Genomic DNA, 16,665 nt, shown 5'->3' with positions numbered 1-16,665 from the left:
ATGGCCCTCGCATTTATACGTCCTGCTTAAACCTCTGCCAGCAACTGCTCCGCCGCTTCCAGATCCACGCTGACCAACCGCGACACGCCCTTTTCCACCATCGTCACCCCGAACAGCCGATGCATCCGGCTCATCGTCACGGCGTTATGCGTGACGATCAGGTAGCGCGTGTCCGTTTCCCCCACCATGGCTTCCAGCAGATCACAGAAGCGCTCGATGTTGGCGTCGTCCAGCGGCGCGTCCACCTCATCCAGCACGCAGATGGGCGAGGGGTTGGTGAGGAACAGCGCGAAGATCAGCGCCACGGCGGTCAGAGCCTGCTCGCCGCCCGACAGCAGCGTCAAAGACTGCAGCCGCTTTCCCGGCGGCTGAGCGAAGATTTCCAGCCCGGCCTCGAGCGGATCGTCCGAATCGACCAATGCCAGATGCGCCGCGCCGCCCTGAAACAGACGCGTGAACAACCGGCGGAAATGGCCATCGACGGCCTCGAAAGCGGCGCGCAGGCGCTCGCGGCCTTCGCGGTTGAGGCTGCCGATCGAGCCGCGCAGGCGGGCGACGGCCTCGGTCAGTTCGGCGCGTTCGCGGGCGCTGTCGCTGGCGCGGGTTTCGGCAATGGCCAGTTCTTCTGCGGCGACGAGGTTGACCGGGCCGATGCGCTCGCGCTCGGTGGAGAGCCGCTCCATGGCGCTGGTTTCGTCGGCGGCGGAGACGCTGGCGTTTTCGTCGAAGGCGAAGCGCTCGGGCAGCAGTGGGGGCGGGCACTGGAAGCGCTCACCGGAAATGCGGCCCATGTCGGCGCGGCGCAGTTCCTCGTTTTCGGCGCGGGCGGTGGCTCCGGCGCGGGCTTCGCGGGCGTCGCCCAGCACGTCCTGAGCGGCGGCGAAGGCGGCGTCTGCGGTCTGGGCTTCGGCGGTGGCGGCGGTGAGGTCGGTTTCGGCCTGTGCCAGTTCGGCGGCGAGCCTTGCGCGGATGTCTTCGGCCTCGGCGATGCGCTTTTGCAGCGCGGGCGGCTCGGCGGCGACCACGGCGCGCTCTTCCTCGATCTCGGCGAAGCGGCGGCCCATTTCGGCGAGGCGCCTTGCGGCATCCCCGGCGCGGGCCTGCCAGCTGGCCATATCGGCGGCCTGGGCGGTCACCCGCTCACGCGCCACGGCCAGCATCTGATCCTGTGCGGAAAGCGCCGCCGTGGCGTTCTGATGCGCGGTGCGGGCGGCTTGATGGCGGGCCTGAGCCTCGGCCAGCTCGGCACGACCGGCATCGGGGGCGGGCAAGGCAGCGCGGGCGTCCAGAGCGGTCTGGTGTTCGGCGCGGGCTGCCTCCAACTGCTGCTCCAGATCGTGAGCGGCGCTGGTCAGTTCGGTGCGGCGGCGGGCGAGGCGTTCCTTCTCGGCCTCGGCGCGGTCCACGCGGCGCAGGGCCTGACGCTCGGCTTCGGAGGCCTGAGCCACGGCGCGTTCGGCGGCAATGGCGGCCTGCGATGTGGCCGCCAGATCGGCGGCGGCCTTGGCTTGCGCGGCTTCGGCCTGCGCCAAAGCCTCGCGCAAAGGCGGCAGTTGCGCGTCCAGCGTGGCGAAGCGGTTGTCGGCTTCAAGCCGCGCCGCTTCCGCCGCGCCTTCGCCGCGCGCGACAAAGCCGTCCCAGCGGCGCAGATGGCCCGCGCGCGTCACCAGCCATGCGCCGGGGGGCAGGGCGCGGCCATCGTCGGCCTCCACCACCTGCACCAGCGCCAGACGGGCGGCCAGTTCGGGCGGGGCGCCCGGCACATGGGCCGCCAGCGCATCGGGCAGGGCGTCGGGCGCTTCGGCCCCGGTCCAGAAACGCCCCTCGGCCTGAGCGGGCGCCGGGCCCAAAGGCGCGCGGGCATCGCGACCCAGCACGGCGGCCAGAGCGCGCTCATAGCCCGGCTCGGCGCGCAGATGATCGAGGGCGAGTCGCTGCCCTGCCGAGCCCTTGGCGGCTTTGGCGCGGGCTTCCCGGTCGCGCAGCAGGGCGGTGTGTTCGCGCTCGATTCCCGCCAGATCGGCGCGGGCGGAGGCCACCGCCGCTGCCCCTGCATCGCGCGCGGCTTGCAGACTGGCCTTCGAAGCTTGCGCATCGTCCAAAGCCGCACGCGCCTGCGCCAGATCCTGCGCCGCAGCGTCATTGGCGGCTTGAGCCGCAGCCAGTTCCGCCTCTACATCGCCCGCCGCCTCCAGCGCGCGCAGAGTGGCGGCGGACCTTTCAATCTCGCCCTGAGCCCGCGCCAACCGGCTGGCCGCTGCGCTGACCTGAGCCTCGGCCACGCGCCATTCCGCTTCGATCCCAGCCTGCTTGGCGGTGGCCTGCGCCGAGGCGATCTCGGCCTCACGCGCCGCGCGATCCGCCTGTTCCAGCGCCATGGCAAGGGCGGGGCGGCGAGTCTCCTCTGCGGTCAGCTGATCGCGGGCGGTGGTGTGGTCACGCTCCAGCCGTTCGATGGCGGCGGCGGCATCGCGGGTCAGCCGGTCGGCCTCGCCCTGATCCTCTTCCAGACGGGTGTGCTGGCGGGTGAGATCGCGCAGCTGGCGTTCGACGCCTTCCAGCTTCGTGGTCAGCTGGGCCAGCAGATGGCCCTGGGCATGGGCATCATCGCGTCGGTCGGCCAACTCCTCGCGGACCTTGGCCATGGTCTGCGCGGCGGCGGCCTGACGGTTCTGCGCGATGGCGGCCAGAGTCTGCGCCTTGGCCACCTGTTCCTCGGCGGCGGAGGCCTGAGCGCGCGCCGCTTTCGCCGCCTCTGCCGCCTCACGCCAGCGGGCGAAGATCACGCGGGCCTCGGCGGTGCGGATCAGTTCGGACAGATGGCGATATTTCTCGGCGGCGCGGGCCTGGCGACGCAGGCTGGCGATCTGCCCGTCCAGCCCGGCCATGATATCGTCGAGGCGGGTGAGATTGGCCTCGGTGGCGCGCAATTTCTGCTCGGCATCGCGGCGGCGCACATGCAGCCCGGCGATGCCTGCGGCCTCTTCCAGCATGGCGCGGCGCTCGCCCGGCTTGGCCGCGATCACGGCGGCGATACGGCCTTGGCTGACCAGCGCGGGCGAATGCGCGCCCGTGGCGGCATCGGCGAAGACCAGCGCCACATCCTTGGCCCGGCAATCGCGTCCGTTGAGGCGGTAGGCGCTGCCCGCCCCGCGCTCGATGCGGCGCACGACCTCCAAAGGCTCGCCCTCATCGTCCTGAGCGCCCAGCACCACTTCGGCGAAATCGCGCGGCGGGCGGCTGGCGGTGCCGGCGAAGATCACATCTTCCATGCCGCCGCCGCGCATCGATTTGGCGCTGCTTTCGCCCATCACCCAGCGGATGGCCTCAAGCAGGTTCGATTTGCCGCAGCCATTGGGGCCGACAACGCCGGTCAGCCCCGGCTCGATACGCAGTTCAGCCGGCTCGACGAAGCTTTTGAAGCCCGACAGTTTGAGCCGGCTGATACGCATGGAGGATCAGGCCGCGCCGGCGGCCAGCAGAGCCTTGTTCACCTCGTTCCACTCGGTGCCTTCGACCTTGGCGCCGTTGACGAAGACGGTGGGGGTGGCTTCGATGCCCTTGCTGCTGATGGCTTCGCTTTCCTTGGCCACCTTGGTGGCGGCGGCGGTGTCGGCCAGGCACTTGTGCTGCTGATCGACCGAAAGGCCGCGCGCCGAGAAGAACTCGGTGTAGCCAAGCGCATCGGCCACGGTGATCATGCGCTGGGCGGGCGGCTGGTTCTGCGCGGCCTGAGCCTTGGGGAAGCCTTCCTCCGAACGCTTTTCCACCGAGTCATAATTCATGAACAGCTGCTCGATCAGGCCGAAGGTGGCTTCGGTGGGGGCGCAGCGCACCAGCACGGTCAGCGGCACATCCTGCGGATGGATGGCGAAGCTGCGGAATTCATAGGAAACCTTGCCGCTCTTCACATAGGTGTTGATCGTTTCCATGCCGTCCTGAGCCAGCTTGGCGCAGTGCGGGCAGGAGAGCGAGCCATATTCCACCAGCTTGATCGGCGCGGCGGGGTTGCCCATCACCAGACCGCCCTCATTGGTCGGCACGATCACATCGTTCCACTGCTTGCCGGCGGGCGGCGTGCTGGGCGCGGCGACGGAGGGCGTGCTGGAGGTGGCGCTGTTGTCGGCCTTCTTGCAGGCGGCGACGCCCAGCGCCAGCGGCAGGATGGCGGCGCCAAGAATTGCGCGCTTCAGCGCCGGGGTCAGGGCGCGCTTGCGCGACGAAAAGGTGGTCATATCAGGCCTGTCCTCATTCATATGATGGCCGTGGGGCCGGGTTTTCAGGGTGAAAAAGTCGCCAGGGGCAATGGCGACCAGATGCATTAGAAAGGCAATTCCGAACGCCAGATGACTGGCGACATCACATGCGGGCTTCAAGTTGAGGGCGCAGCGTGGCCCAGTCATAGGTGCCCGCCAGTAGCACGCCGTTGATCATGAAGCCGGGGGTGCCGTTCACGCCATTTCTCTGGCCTTCGGCGGTCTGGGCGGCGATGCGCTTGGCCATGGCCTCATTGGTCAGGCAACGGTCGGCCTCGCCGCGCGAGAGGCCGCGCGCCTCGACGAAATCATAGAGCTTCAGATCGTTGGCGATGGCGCGCATGCGGGTGGGCAGAGCGCCTTCGAACCAGCGCTTCTGCTGATCCTTGGAAAGATCGGAAGCCGGGGCCAGCCACTTGGACTGCTGGGCCAAAAAGGAATCATGCAGGAACTGGAACTTGGCGGGCGGCACGCAATTGGTCAGCAGCGCGACGGCCATATCCACCGGATCGCGCAGGAAATGGCGCACCTCGAAAGAGCCCTTGCCGCTGGCGATCATCGAGAGGCGCAGCGTGGGCACGCCCTCGGCCTGGAAGTGAGCGCAATGGGGGCAGGTGTAGCTCATATATTCCACCAGATGCAGCCCCGCGTTGGGGTTGCCGATCAGATGGCCGCCTTCGGGCGTGACGGTGACGGTGTTGCCCCAGTTGCCGTCCGCGTGGGCGGGGGCAGCGGCGGCAGGCTTTTTGGCCAAAGTCTTGGCAGGTGCGGAGATGGCCGGGCTGAAGGTCAACGCGCCCAGCAGCGCCATCAGCGCAAGCAGGGTACGGGCGAACAGGCGGTGGGGGCGAGCGGGCAATGTGGAGCAAAGCATGGCGCGCATTATTGGCCTTCCTCGTCGCGTCCTGCAAGGCTGCGCGCGAGGGATTCCAGCACGGCCTTCAACTCAGGGTCGCCAATGTCGCGCAGCGAATCGCCCAGTTCGACAGGGATGGGCTTGAGCACAGGGGCTTCGGCCGCGCCGCCGGGGGCATAGGGGCGGGGTTTGACCTCGCCCTGCCTGATCTTCACGCGCTCCACGGCGTTGTAACCGAAGAAGCGGTTCACCCGCTCGACGATCTCGGGCAGCATCATGCTGACGATCGGGGCATGGGCGGGCACCACCACCAGCTGCAGGATGCCATCGCCCTTTTCTCCGGGTGCGAAGCGGATGGATTCGGGCGCGCAGATTTTCGCCCGCGCGGGCCCCACGATTTCCGGCCAGCGGGTGACGACGCTGGATTGCACAAAGCCGAATCGGCGAAAGGCGCTGCGCCCCACATCCGGCATCAAATCGGAGATCATCCGTGCCTGTCCGCCGCGCGCGCGCTCGAACAGTTTGGGCTCCTTGGGTTTGGCCTTCTCTTTTGGGGGCGCTTTTGCGCCGTTGCCTTTGGTGCCCTTTGGGGCAGGGCGGCCCGCTTTGCGCTGTTCGTCCATGGCCCTGCACCTTCCACGGCGTTTCCTTGAGGCGCTCGCCATGCCATAGGCACCGCATGGATGCCAGAGGCGACTCCCCGCAACACCCCGTGACCCAGGCCCTGCTGGCCTGGTATCGCAGCCATGCCCGCACTCTGCCATGGCGTGCGCCGCCCGGCGCGCCAAGGATGGAGGCCTATCGGGTCTGGCTTTCCGAGGTGATGCTGCAGCAGACCACCGTGGCGGCAGTTATCCCCTATTTCGAAAACTTTACCCGCCGCTGGACCAGCGTTGAAGCGCTGGCCAAAGCCCCGGAAGAGGATGTGATGGCCGCATGGGCGGGGCTTGGGTACTATTCCCGCGCCCGGCGACTGGTGGAATGCGCGCGCGTGGTGGCTGGACTGGGGGCCTTCCCTCAGGATGAAGCCGGGCTGCGGGCTCTGCCGGGGCTGGGGGCCTATACGGCGGCTGCGGTGGCCTCGATCGCTTTCGGCCAGCGCGCGGTGGTGGTGGATGGCAATGTCGAGCGGGTGGTCTCGCGTCTGCTGGCCATCGACACGCCTTTACCTGCTGCCAAGAGTTTGATCCGGGATGGGGCTGACAGCCTGACTCCGGACGATCATGCCGGTGATTTCGCTCAGGCCATGATGGATCTGGGGGCGACGATCTGCACGCCCCGCTCGCCCAAATGCCTGATCTGCCCGGTGGCGGAGTGGTGCAAGGCGCGCGCTGAGGGCAAGGCTGAGGCCTATCCCGTCAAGCCGCCCAAGGTTGCCAAGCCCTTGCGCACCGGCACCGCCTTCTGGATTACGCGGCAAGGCCCGCAAGGCGTCGAGGTCTGGCTGGTGCGCCGCGAGGGCAAGGGCCTGCTGGGCGGTATGCGCGCTCTGCCCGAGGATGGCTGGACGGCGCGGGTTGATGGCTCCCGCCAACCGCCTTTCGTCGCAGCATGGCGCGATCTTGGCGCGGTAACCCATGTTTTTACACATTTCTCGCTGACCATGACGGTGCAGGGCGCTACAGCACACCAGCCCCCCGAAGGCCCAGGCGAGTGGTGGCCGTTGGCCCGCATCGATGAGGCGGGTCTGCCCACCGTTTTCGCCCGCGCCGCAGCCCGCGCCATGGCGGGTTCAGAATTGGAGTTCCCATGAGCCTCGACACAGTGCTGGACAGCGCCCGCCCCCCCGTCGCCTTCACCGGCAGCCTGCTCGACCGCGCCGACGCCCTGCGCCGCGATGACGCCGCGCTTGCTGCTTTGGCATCGGCCCCCGAAGCGCGGCTGCTGATGCTGGATGGCATCGACCCGCAGCTGACGCAGGATGGCGCGCTGGTCTGGAGCAAGGTGGCGCAGGCGGGGGATGCGGAACTGGTGTTCCTTGGCATCGACCCGGCGGGAGTGGGGGCCTTTGCTGCGGTGCCCTCGCCGGAACAGAGCCATGTCGGCCCGGCATCGCCAGCGCTGTGGGCCGCCATGGGCACCATCGCGCCCTCCGATCTGGCGATCTATGGTCTGGCGCGCAGCCTTGTCGGCTGGCACGCGCGCCATCGCTTCTGCCCGCGTTGCGGTTCGCCCACGGTGATCGGCAAGGGCGGCTGGCAGCGCGGTTGCGTCAACGAGGCCTGCGGCGCGGACCATTTTCCCCGTACTGATCCTGTCGTCATCATGTCGGTCGAGCATGACGGCGATCTGCTGCTGGGCCGCCAGCCGCGCTTTCCCACGCATCGCTACTCCACGCTGGCGGGTTTCGTGGAGCCGGGCGAATCGCTGGAAGAAGCCGTCGCCCGCGAGATCTTCGAGGAAGCCGGGATCGCCGTGGAAGAGGTGCGCTTTGTCGCCAGCCAGCCCTGGCCGTTTCCATCGTCGCTGATGCTGGGCTGCCATGCCCGCGCCCTGTCGCGCGAGCTGACGATGGACGCAACCGAACTGGAGGATGTCCGCTGGTTTTCGCGCGCTCAGGTCGCCGAGGCGATGGAAGCGCGGGAGCGCGGCGAGGATGGCGCGGCGTTCAGTGCTCCGGGCAAGCACGCCGTGGCTTGGCATCTGATGGATCATTGGTTGAAGGGGTAAGAAGGAAGAGAAGAAGCGAGGGCCATCGCCCTCGCGCTCCCTTTACGTCTTCCGACGATGGGGCAGTGGCGCCGAAATGAAGTGCCCAACCTCTCCACCTGCGTGACCTTAAGCGCCGCAGGCTTGCAATCCGATTTCTGCCTGCGGCGCAGCGAGCTTGGCTCCAAGGCCGAACCCAAAGCGCAACGTAGACACTAAAAGGAGCGTGAGGGTGTAACACCCTCGCATTTCTCTCTTTTCTTAAACCAGCCCCAGCTTGGCCAACTCACTGACCAGATGCCCGGGCAAAGCCTCCGACCCATCCCCGCCGGAGCCCAGATCCGCAGGCGCATCCTTGCCCGCGAGATAGCGCCAGCCCTGATGCGCCCGGCGCGGCATCGGAGCCACGGGGATCAGCGTCGGTTCCAAACGCACCCAGAACCGGCCATCTTCCTTTTGCTCGAAACCTAAAATAGGCGAGCGGCCCACGATCATATGCGCGTGGATCCAGAACAGCGATCCGCCCTCCATCTCCTTGGCGCGCGTTGGCAGATAGCGGGTGGTAATCCGGGCCTCGGGCGACTGGGCTTCAAGGCGCGCGCGCAGGTCGGCGGCGCTCTCGCAGCCGAAGGCGATCTTGGTCATGTTGAGGGGGAGGTCAGCCATGCGCGCCTAGGTGGGGATTTGCGGCGCTTTGGTCAACCTCAGTGCAGGTGGAAGGCGGCGGCCAGGCCGAGGAAGAAGAAGAAGCCCAGCGTGTCCGTCATGGTGGTGACGAAAACGGTGGAGACCACGGCGGGGTCGATCTTCAGCTTTTCGAGGCCAATGGGGATCAGCACGCCGGAAAGGCCCGCGTTGATCGAGTTCAGGATCATCGCCAGCACCACCACCAGCGAGAGCATCCAGTCGTGATAGACCAGCTGGCAACCCAGCGCCATCAGCGTACCCAAGCCCCAGCCATTGGCGTTGGCGATCCACCATTCGCGCATGATCATGCGCCATGTGTTGTGGTTGGTCAGCTGGTTGGTGGCCAGCGCCCGGACCGTCACGGCCATGGTCTGGGTGGCGGCATTGCCGCCCATGCCCGAGATGATCGGCATGATGACGGCCAGCGTCACCAGCTTCTCGATCGTGCCCTGGAACACGGCGACCACCGAGGAGGCCAGCATCGCCGTGCCAAGGTTGATGAACAGCCACCACAGGCGCGATTTGATCGTCAGGTGCAGCGGTTCATTGATGTCGCCGTCGCCTGCGCCGGAGAGGGCCAGAGCGTCCTCGCCTGCCTCTTCCTGAATGATGTGGATCACGTCGTCGACGGTGATCTGGCCGACAAGACGCCCGCTTTCATCGACCACGGCGGCGGAAATCAGCGCATATTTCTGGAAGCGCAGCGCCAGCTCTTCCTGATCCATCGTGACGGGGATCAGCGTCTGGTCGCGCTTCATCACATCGGCCAGCGCCACATCGCGGGGCGAGCGCAGCAGCCATGAGAGGACGCAGGTGCCCACCGGATGGTGGCGCGCGTCAACGATGAAGACTTCCCAGAACTCGGTGGGCAGGTGGTTGTTTTCGCTGAGGTAATCGATCAGATCGCCGACACTCATCGCCTCGCGCACGGCGATGACGTCGCGGCTCATCAAACGGCCGGCGGATTCTTCGGGATAGGCCAGCGCCGATTCGATGGCGGCGCGGTCTTCCGGCTCCATCTCGGCCAGAACGGCCTGCTGGTCCTCGACATCGAGATCCTCGATCAGGGCCACGGCGTCATCCGTGTCCATGTTCTCGGCGATTTCGGCGATGTCTTGCGCTGGCAGTTCGTCGACCAGTGCTTCACGCACGTGGTCGTTCATTTCGGCGAAGACCTCGCCGCTCATCAGGTCGGAGATGGCGTGGGCCAGCGCGCCGCGCTCATCGGAATCGACCAGCTCGAAAAGGTCGGCGATGTCGGCGGGGTGCAGCGGTTCGACGAGATCGTAGACCTGATCGACCTCGCCGGCCTCCAGCGCGTCGCGCACGCGGTGGATGAAGTCGCTTTTCAGGCGATTGTCCTCGTCCAGACTGTCGCTTTCGCTGTCCGGGCCGGGGGCATGATCCAGCGTCAGGTCCAGATCGGCGTGATCGGGGCCATCATGGGGCTCGTGAAGGGGCGCGCTGGGCTCGACAGTCATCGCGAGGAGGTCTAGGCATGCCACCGGCAAAAGCAACCGGGCAAAGGCTGGTCGTGCGTTTTTTGCTCCCTCATGCGGGGGGCGGTGGCGCGGCGGCGGGTCTGGCCGGGGTTGCGGGAAACGCCACGATTTTCAAGGAGTGAACATGGCCGACGAATTTCTGACCCTGACCGTGGACACCGGCAATGGCACCGGCGACGTCGTGATCAAGCTGCGTCCCGATCTGGCCCCGGGCCATGTCGCGCGCATCAAGGAGCTGGCCGGCGAAGGCTTCTACGATGGCATCAAGTTCCACCGCGTGATCCCCGGCTTCATGGCGCAGGGCGGTTGCCCCAACGGCACCGGCACCGGCGGCAGCGACAAGCCCGACCTGCAGGCCGAATTCAATGAGGAGCCGCACACCCGCGGCGCCGTCTCGATGGCCCGCACCAGCTATCCGCATTCGGCCAACAGCCAGTTCTTCATCGTGTTCGACGATGCCACCTTCCTCGACCGTCAGTACACGGTGTGGGGCCGCGTGGAATCGGGCATGGAGCATGTCGACGCGCTGCCCAAGGGTGAGCCGCCGCGCAACCCCGGCAGCATCGTGAAGGCCACCGTTTCGGAAGGCTGACACGCGCCGGCGCGCAGCATTGCGAATCGCCACGTTTAAGGGCCGGGTCATGGGGATAGCATCCCCGTGGCCCGGCCTTTTGCTTTGGGCGCGGGAGGTTGTCTCAACGCCCAGAGCCAAGCGTAAAGCATATCTTAACCGCAAGACACGCGCCGACCCTTGGGAGCAGGCAGGGGGAGGTTGAAACTTAAGCCCTACAGCAAGGCTGCAATCACGCGCCCTGTCGCGCCTTGCCCTTGGGGGGTCGTTCATGTTGCGCCGTTTCAGGATCAGTACCGTTATCACCGCCGGGGTTCTGGCCTTGTCGCTGATCATCGGCCTGATTTCCGTCACGGCTGTGATGGGCGCGCGCAAAGGTGTCGCCGTGCTGAGCTACAGCAGCGGGAATCTTGTGCCCAGCGTGGATGTTCTGGGCCGCGCGACGATCAATTTCGAACTGTCGCGGGTTTATTTGACCCGCTTTCTGATGGGGCTGGACCAGCAGGAGCGTGACTGGGCCGAAAGCAACATGCGCGCCAGCATGGCCCGGGTCGACAAGGATCTGCAGGATTACAAGCCGCTGATCTCCGACAGCAGGGACGATATCCTCTACCAGAGGAGCCTGAAGCTGTGGACGGTCTTCAAGATGGATCTGCAGCGTGTTCACGATGTCGGCGCCAGCGGGGACCGTGAGGCGGCGGTGCGGCTCTACCGTGGCGAGTTCATCCGCAACGCCTTTGCCTTGCAGGCGGCGCTGGATGCCTGCCGCCGGTATAATGTCGAGGAATCCTACCGCTTTGCCAATGGCAACACCATGCAGGCCAAAACCGCGAGCTGGCAGTGCCTGATCTCCGGCATCATCGGGCTGGCCCTCGGCTGGCTGATCCTGTTGCTGTTTTCGCAGCGGGTGATCAAGCCGCTGGACAGGCTGCGCAACGCCATGCGCACCATGGCTTCGGGGCAGCTCGATATCGTGGTGCCCGGCGCCGATCAGCAGGACGAGCTGGGCGAGATTGCCCGCGCGCTCGATGCCATCAAGGTGAGCATCACCCGCCGCGCCCGCGCCGAGGCCGAGGCGCAGGTGGCGGTGCAGCGGCAGGTGACCGGAGCGCTGGAGGACGGATTGAGCGCGCTGAAGGAAGGGCGGCTCGATCACCGCATCCGTGAGGCCTTTCCCAGAGAATATGAGCAGTTGCGCCATGACTTCAACGCGATGATGGAAGCTTTGGGCGAGCAGATGGAGGAGGTCGGCCATTCCTCCGGCGCGGTGCGCGACGGGGCCAGCGAGATTTCCGCTGCCGCTCAGGATCTGGCCCTGCGCACCGAAAAGCAGGCCGCCAGCCTTGGCGAAACCTCCGTGACGGTGAGGGGCCTGACCAGCTCGGTGACGCAGGCGCGCAGCGCCGCCGCCAGTGCCGCCGCCGCCGCGCAGGATGCCGAAAGGGAGGCCACCGCCAGCGGCCAGCAGATGGGCGAGGCCGTGGCGGCCATGACCTCCATCGCGGCCTCATCGGAGCGGATGCGCGGCATCGTTGAGATCATCGACGGCATTTCCTTCCAGACCAATCTGCTGGCGCTGAACGCCGGGGTGGAAGCCGCGCGTGCCGGGGAGGCCGGGCGCGGCTTCGCCGTGGTGGCCACGGAGGTGCGCAGTCTGGCGGAGCGCAGCGCTCAGGCCGCGCGCGAGATCGGGGCGCTGATCGTCACCTCCGGGCGCGAGGTGCAGCATGGGGTGCAGATGGTCAGCCAGACGCAGGCCGCGCTGCTGCGCATCGTGCGGCAGGCCAGCGATCTGGCCGATATGATCGGGGGGCTGGCGCAGGGATCGGCGCAGCAGGCCGATGCCATTGCGCAGGTCAATGGCGTGATCGCCGATCTGGACAAGGCCACCCAGCAGAATGCCGCGCTGGTGGAGGAAACCACCGCCGCCGCCACCAGCCTGGCCAATGAGGCCGAGCGGCTGGCGCAGGTGGTGGGGCGCTTTACGCTGACAGGCTTGCCGCAGGAGGTGCATCTGCCCCGGCACGCCTTGCCGGTGCCGGTGCCCGCCAGCAGTTTCGATTCCGAGCCGCTCACCGGTTTCGCCCGCGTGACGGCAATTCCCGCCCGCGCCACGCAGCGGCGCCTGCCGTCCCCCTCAAACCCCCAGATCGCCGTGGCCAGCGAGGCCGAGGACTGGTCCGAGTTTTAAAAGGGCAGGCAGGTCGCGCTCGAACCTTAAAGCATCGTCTTGATCAGCCAGTCGTGGAACAGGCGCACCGGGCGGCTTTCCAGCTCGCGCGGGCGGCAGACGAACCAATAGCTGTAGGGGCTTTCCACCGTCACATCGAACAGGCGCACCACGCGGTCGTCACCGGTGCGCTCGGGGTGATCGTCGTTCAGGATGGCGATGCCCAGACCCTGCGCCGCCGCTTCGAGGATCAGCTGGGCCGAATCGTAGTGATCGATGGCGGCCGGTTCCAGATCCTCCATGCCCAGCGCGGTCTTCCACGCATCATAGCTTTCGGGCAGCGCGCCGGAGATCAGGAAGGTCTGCTTCGCCAGCTTGGCCGGATCGGGATGCAGGCCGATCTCCGCCGCCAGCTTGGGTGAGGCGAAGGCGTGGACCTGATTGTGATCGAGCCGCACCGCATGCAGCAGCGCATCCGGCCCTTTCGAGAGCACGATGGCGGCATCGAGCGAATCGCCCAGCCGCGTTTCCAACTGAGGGCCGGTGTCGATATCGATATGCAGGCGCGGGTGCAGTTTGCGCAGCTCGGGCAGATGCGGGAACAGCCGCTCACCGGCATAGAGCGCCGGAACGCCCAGATGCAGGCGCATCACATTGCTGGTTTCCATCTGCGATTCGACCGCTTCGGCCAGCGCCTCCAGCTTGGGCGACACGGCGTTGTAGAAGGTCTGGCCGTCCTCGGTCAGCTTCATGGCCTGATGCTGGCGGGTGAACAGGCGCTTGCCCACGAAATCCTCCAGCGCGCCAACGCGGCGCGACAGGGCCGAAGGGCTCAGGCCCAGCTCATTGGCTGCCGCCTTGGCCGAGCCAAGCCGGACGATCCGCACAAAGGCTTCCAGAGCGCGCAGGGGGGGGAGGCGGCGTGAAGCCGGCATGGATCAGTCCTCGTCCGTCGGTTTGTCTTGGGTGATGGGGGGGTGCAGGCGCAAGCGGGTGACATGGCGCTCATCGCCCGCCGTCACCTCGATGCGCCAGCCGCTGTCATGGTCCAGAATGGTGCCGACCTGAGGCACCTGCTCGGCCAGCAGGAAGGCCAGGCCTCCCAGCGTGTCGATGTCTTCCTCCACCTCGGCCAGACGCGGGTCGATTTCTTCGCCCACATCTTCGAGCAGGGCGCGGGCATCGGCATCCCACATGCCGCCTTCCAGCGGCACCAGCAGGGCGACCGGAGCATCATCGTGCTCGTCCTCGACGTCGCCGACGATTTCCTCGACCAGATCCTCGAAGGTGACGATGCCCTCGGTGCCGGAATATTCGTCCAGCACGACGGCCAGATGCACGCGGCCCCGCCGCATATCGGCCAGCACATCCAGCGCCGGGCGCGGGCAGGGCACGAACAAAGGCTGGCGCAGCAGGGTCAACCAATCGGTGGGCGTGTTGCCGCTGGCGAGGAAGGGAAACACATCCTTGATCAGCACCATGCCGATCACCTCGTCCAGCGTCTCGCGATAGACGGGCATGCGCGAATGGCCATGGTTGGCGAAAGCCGCAACGACTTCGGCCCATGTGGCGGTGTTGGGCACGGCGATGATCTCGCCACGCGGAATGCAGATGTCGGAGGCATCCATCTCACTGAAATGGAGCAGGTTGCGGAGCATTTCCCGCTCGGACTGCTGAAGATCGCCCTGCACGCTGCCTTGCGCGGCATCGGCATCGTCATGCTCGTCGATCACCTCTTCGAGATGGGCGCGCAGCGACTGATCCACCTCTCCGCTGTCGAAAAAGCGCTTCACAGCACGCCACAGCGAACTTTTACTGTCCGCATCTCCATTGCCGCCGTCACCGGCACGGCCCATATCGGCCCCCACTCTATGCACTCCTTACTCGGTTAAACTCTGTCGCCATATGGGTCCGCGATGCCAAGCAGCGCAAGCGCCTTTATTTCCAGCGCTTCCATCGCAACGGCGTCTTCTTCGGAAATTTCATGATCCAGCCCGGCCAGATGGAGCAAGCCATGGATCAACAGATGGCTGGCGTGATCTGCGAGTTTTACACCCTTTTCTTCCGCCTCACGCGCGCAGGTCTCGTAAGCCATGGCGATATCGCCCAGCATTTCGGGCGGGCCGTCTTCATCGAGGTCCAGCAGATCCTCACGCTCCAGCATGGGGAAGGAGAGGACGTTGGTGGGCTTGTCCTTCTCACGCCACTCCTTGTTGAGGGCGTGAACCTCCTCGTCGCTGGTGAAGATCAGGCTGACGATCAGGCGATCATGCGCGAGTTCGGGCGCGACCTGCGCAATGGCCCCGGCGGCTTTTTCCGTGAGCGCTTCCCAGTCCTGCGTTTCGGGCCAGGGGGATTCGATGTCGATTTCAAGGGTGAGCATCGAAGGGGCCTTAAGGATGAAGTTCGGGAAGAAGAAGGGGAAATGCGAGGGCCATCGCCCTCGCGCTCCCTTTAGTGTCTGCGTCGCGCCCCGACTATATGTTGGGGCACGAATTCATAGCGCCGCAGGGAGTAAAGTTTGATGACACAGCGCTATCGGGTCTGCTGCCTGCGGCGCTTCAGCCCGGGTGGGGCGCAACGGTGGTGTGCCACTGCCTTATCGTCGGGAGACGGAATGGGAGCGCGAGGGGGTAACCCCCTCGCACTTATCCTTCTACCTTCTTAAGCCTGAGGCCCTTCATAAGCCTCGACAATCCGCCCCACGATTGGATGACGCACCACATCTGCGGCATTGAAGCGCACGGTAGCCATGCCTTCCACTCCGCTCAGGCGCGAGACCGCATCGGCCAGGCCGGACATGGCCGTGCCGCCGGGGATGTCGACCTGATTGGGGTCTCCGCACACCACCATGCGGCTGTTCTGGCCGAAGCGGGTGAGGAACATCTTCATCTGGGCGGGGGTGGTGTTCTGCGCCTCGTCCAGAATGACGAAGGCGTCTGCCAAGGTGCGACCGCGCATGAAGGCGATGGGCGCGACCTCGATTTCACCGCTCGCCAGACGGCGCTCGACCTGCTCGGGCGGCATGCAGTCGTAAAGGGCGTCGTACAAAGGCCGGAGGTAGGGATCGACCTTGTCCTTCATGTCACCGGGCAGGAAGCCCAGCTTTTCGCCCGCTTCCACCGCCGGGCGCGAGAGGATGAGCCGCTGTACCGCGCCGCTGATCAGCATGCTGACCGCCTGCGCCACCGCAACATAGGTCTTGCCGGTGCCTGCCGGGCCCAGCGCGAAGATGATGTCACGGCTGGCCAGCGCGCGCATATACTCGATCTGCGTCGGGCTGCGCGGAACGATGGTTTTCAGCCGGGTGCGGATCATGATCGGCGGGTGATGCGCGTCGCCGGTGATGATGCCCTCCAGCGTGGGCTCGGTCGACATGGCGATCAGCGATTCCACCGCGCCGGCGTCGATGTCCTGCCCGGCGAGCAAGCGCTTGTGCAGGCCGCTGAGGACGTCACGGGCGCGGGCGACCGCGTCCTCCGTGCCCTCGATCTGCACCTTGGTGCCGCGGGCCGCGATGTAGACGCCAAGCCGGTTCTCGATCAGCACCAGATTGGAATCGAATTGCCCGAAGAGCATGCCAAGAATGGTGGCTTCCTCGAACTCCATCTCCGATCGCGCGCGGCGGGTGGGGCGAGAGGTTGCTTCGGGGCGGAGTTGCGCCACATCTGCCGATGCTTCGTAGGCGCGGATATGCTTGCGGGCCATGCGCTCCTTGTCTGCATCCGGAGTCGCTGTCTGCGCCGGATGCAGGCACAAGATATGGTGCCTTGGGCTGCGCGCAAGCGGGGTGAGTGGTGCTGGCGGTGGAAAAGTTTTTTCGGGGCAGGGGGGGGCTCCGGCGGGCAAAGGGCCCTAAGCGTGCACTTGTCGCATGCGACAAGCTGGGGCGCCCTTTGCAATCCCTTTATTGTCCGCGTTGCATTTCGGGTTCGGCCAGGGAGCAAGGTTGCAGCGCCGCAGGCATGCGCATG

The 16,665-nt window shown here is 66.4% G+C and carries 14 protein-coding genes; 4 read left to right on the top strand and 10 right to left on the bottom strand.

The features are described 5' to 3' along the window. Positions 1-26: 26 nt before the first annotated feature. From SR3_RS02945 to SR3_RS02930, 4 genes are all read right to left on the bottom strand, one after another. A complete protein-coding gene (locus SR3_RS02945) occupies positions 27-3,452 on the bottom strand; it encodes a chromosome segregation SMC family protein (RefSeq protein ID WP_068080486.1) in 3,426 nt (1,141 codons plus the stop codon). Positions 3,453-3,458: 6 nt separating this feature from the next. After that, positions 3,459-4,235, bottom strand: coding sequence for a thioredoxin domain-containing protein (locus SR3_RS02940; protein ID WP_169805547.1), 777 nt, complete (start codon positions 4,233-4,235; stop codon positions 3,459-3,461). A gap of 124 nt (positions 4,236-4,359) precedes the next feature. Continuing rightward, on the bottom strand, positions 4,360-5,139 hold the full coding sequence (locus tag SR3_RS02935; protein WP_157098599.1) for a DsbA family protein: 780 nt from the start codon (positions 5,137-5,139) through the stop codon (positions 4,360-4,362). Continuing rightward, positions 5,139-5,735 carry a DUF721 domain-containing protein gene (locus tag SR3_RS02930; RefSeq protein WP_084454862.1) on the bottom strand — a complete coding sequence of 199 codons (597 nt, stop codon included), beginning with the start codon at positions 5,733-5,735 and terminating at the stop codon, positions 5,139-5,141. Before SR3_RS02930 ends, SR3_RS02935 begins: the two co-directional genes overlap by 1 nt. Positions 5,736-5,791: 56 nt before the next feature. On the opposite strand from SR3_RS02930, the gene SR3_RS02925 reads away from it, so the two are divergent. Continuing rightward, complete coding sequence (locus SR3_RS02925; RefSeq protein WP_068080481.1) at positions 5,792-6,865, top strand: A/G-specific adenine glycosylase; 1,074 nt, start codon at positions 5,792-5,794, stop codon at positions 6,863-6,865. Continuing rightward, positions 6,862-7,782 (top strand): NAD(+) diphosphatase, encoded by a 921-nt coding sequence (nudC, locus tag SR3_RS02920; protein ID WP_068080479.1) that lies wholly within the window; start codon positions 6,862-6,864, stop codon positions 7,780-7,782. Before SR3_RS02925 ends, nudC begins: the two co-directional genes overlap by 4 nt. Positions 7,783-8,022: 240 nt before the next feature. On the opposite strand, the gene SR3_RS02915 is transcribed toward nudC, so the two are convergent. Together SR3_RS02915 and mgtE are read right to left on the bottom strand one after the other, a co-directional pair. Then, positions 8,023-8,427 carry a DUF1489 family protein gene (locus SR3_RS02915; RefSeq protein WP_068080477.1) on the bottom strand — a complete coding sequence of 135 codons (405 nt, stop codon included), beginning with the start codon at positions 8,425-8,427 and terminating at the stop codon, positions 8,023-8,025. Positions 8,428-8,465: 38 nt separating this feature from the next. After that, entirely contained in the window at positions 8,466-9,929 is a 1,464-nt protein-coding gene (gene mgtE / locus SR3_RS02910) for a magnesium transporter (protein ID WP_084454860.1), read from the bottom strand. Between the two features lie 145 nt (positions 9,930-10,074). Here mgtE and SR3_RS02905 point away from each other — a divergent pair, with 145 nt between their 5' ends. After that, a complete protein-coding gene (locus SR3_RS02905; RefSeq protein ID WP_068080476.1) occupies positions 10,075-10,542 on the top strand; it encodes a peptidylprolyl isomerase in 468 nt (155 codons plus the stop codon). A gap of 250 nt (positions 10,543-10,792) precedes the next feature. Beyond that, complete coding sequence (locus SR3_RS02900; RefSeq protein WP_084454859.1) at positions 10,793-12,712, top strand: methyl-accepting chemotaxis protein; 1,920 nt, start codon at positions 10,793-10,795, stop codon at positions 12,710-12,712. Positions 12,713-12,738: 26 nt separating this feature from the next. Here the strand turns inward: SR3_RS02900 and SR3_RS02895 are convergent, their stop codons facing one another. The 4 genes from SR3_RS02895 to SR3_RS02880 form a co-directional block, all read right to left on the bottom strand. Beyond that, on the bottom strand, positions 12,739-13,626 hold the full coding sequence (locus SR3_RS02895) for a LysR substrate-binding domain-containing protein (RefSeq protein WP_084454858.1): 888 nt from the start codon (positions 13,624-13,626) through the stop codon (positions 12,739-12,741). Positions 13,627-13,629: 3 nt separating this feature from the next. Continuing rightward, positions 13,630-14,547, bottom strand: coding sequence for a hemolysin family protein (locus SR3_RS02890; protein ID WP_068080474.1), 918 nt, complete (start codon positions 14,545-14,547; stop codon positions 13,630-13,632). 32 nt (positions 14,548-14,579) lie between these two features. Then, positions 14,580-15,074, bottom strand: coding sequence for an rRNA maturation RNase YbeY (gene ybeY / locus SR3_RS02885; protein WP_068080472.1), 495 nt, complete (start codon positions 15,072-15,074; stop codon positions 14,580-14,582). A gap of 281 nt (positions 15,075-15,355) precedes the next feature. Continuing rightward, positions 15,356-16,399, bottom strand: coding sequence for a PhoH family protein (locus SR3_RS02880; RefSeq protein WP_068080470.1), 1,044 nt, complete (start codon positions 16,397-16,399; stop codon positions 15,356-15,358). Positions 16,400-16,665: the final 266 nt, after the last annotated feature.

The organism is Novosphingobium rosa NBRC 15208, from assembly GCF_001598555.1.
GTDB classification, from domain to species: Bacteria; Pseudomonadota; Alphaproteobacteria; order Sphingomonadales; family Sphingomonadaceae; genus Novosphingobium; species Novosphingobium rosa.
Note: the sequence above shows the minus strand (reverse complement) of the source record. Positions and strands in the feature narration are given on the sequence as shown.